Raw genomic sequence first — 1,008 nt, forward strand, 5'->3', positions numbered from 1 at the left:
CGTGATGCTATATCTGCCCACTCTTGTGACTTATTTATGCCTTCTCTTATTCCCCAATCTTAGACCTGAATCCTTACACTAAAATATCTTTTAATAAGTGTTTTTGGGTTCTTTGAACTCTGGGGTCGGGTAGCTCTGCTACATAATTCAATAAATTGGCTTGGATTTCGCTCAGAGGTGTTAACTGTCGTTTTTCTGCTCTTTTAGCTTGAGATTTTACAGCGAGTTTCAATATAGGTGCAAAACCCTTTGTCATTGTCTTTGACTCCGTTTCAACTTGATTGACTTTGTTAAGATTCAAACTTGATTATAGGTTTGAGTTCGGTTCACAGGTATAAAGTCTATTGGCGTTTTTTTGTCAAGTACAATTTATACCAAGTTAGATGAGCTTACCCTGCTCCCGCGACCACAGGCCCGATTTAAAACAATTCATTTTAGATTTAATTTGTAGTAGCGATGGAGATGTACCACTATTTTTACGGGTGGGTTCAGGAAATGAATCAGATCATGCCATATTTGCATCTATTTGTCAGGAGTTTAAACAACAGTTAAATCTGGACAGTTTAATAGTTGCTTCGGGTGCATTATATTCAGCCCCAAATTTATCCATGTTAACCAATTTAAGATGGTTAACCCGCGTACCGTTGAGCCTCAAGCAAGCGCAGCAACTGGTATCTCAGTTAAATGAAGCAGAATTTACCTCCAGTTCTGTTAAGGGATATACTTGGTCAGAACACAAAAGTAGTTACGGTAGCATTGAACAAAGATGGTTAGTAGTAGAGAGCAATTTGCGCCGTGATTCTGACCTACGAAAACTCAAAAAAAACTCAAAAAAGCTGAAGCTGAAGCTCAGAATAAACTGCAAGAACTCTCCAAAATTGAATTTGCTTGTGCCGCCGACGCTGCCGCAGCAGCTCATCGCTTATCCAAACGGCTCTCCTGAGTTTATGGTGTAAAATAGATCAACCAATACAGTTGTAGTGATGAGCTTTCATTTAGACTATCTAT

At 39.0% G+C, this 1,008-nt stretch carries 2 pseudogenes; one reads left to right on the forward strand and one right to left on the reverse strand.

Annotated elements, in window-relative coordinates:
* Positions 1-79: 79 nt before the first annotated feature.
* Positions 80-232: pseudogene (locus tag QUB44_RS31040) on the reverse strand (ISAs1 family transposase); the annotation flags it as partial.
* A 166-nt stretch (positions 233-398) separates the two neighbouring features.
* Here QUB44_RS31040 and QUB44_RS31045 point away from each other — a divergent pair.
* A pseudogene (locus QUB44_RS31045) lies at positions 399-937 on the forward strand (IS1634 family transposase); the annotation flags it as partial.
* Between the last annotated feature and the right edge of the window lie 71 nt (positions 938-1,008).

It is taken from the genome of Microcoleus sp. AT3-D2 (assembly GCF_036705715.1).
In the GTDB taxonomy this organism is placed as follows: Bacteria; Cyanobacteriota; Cyanobacteriia; order Cyanobacteriales; family Microcoleaceae; genus Microcoleus.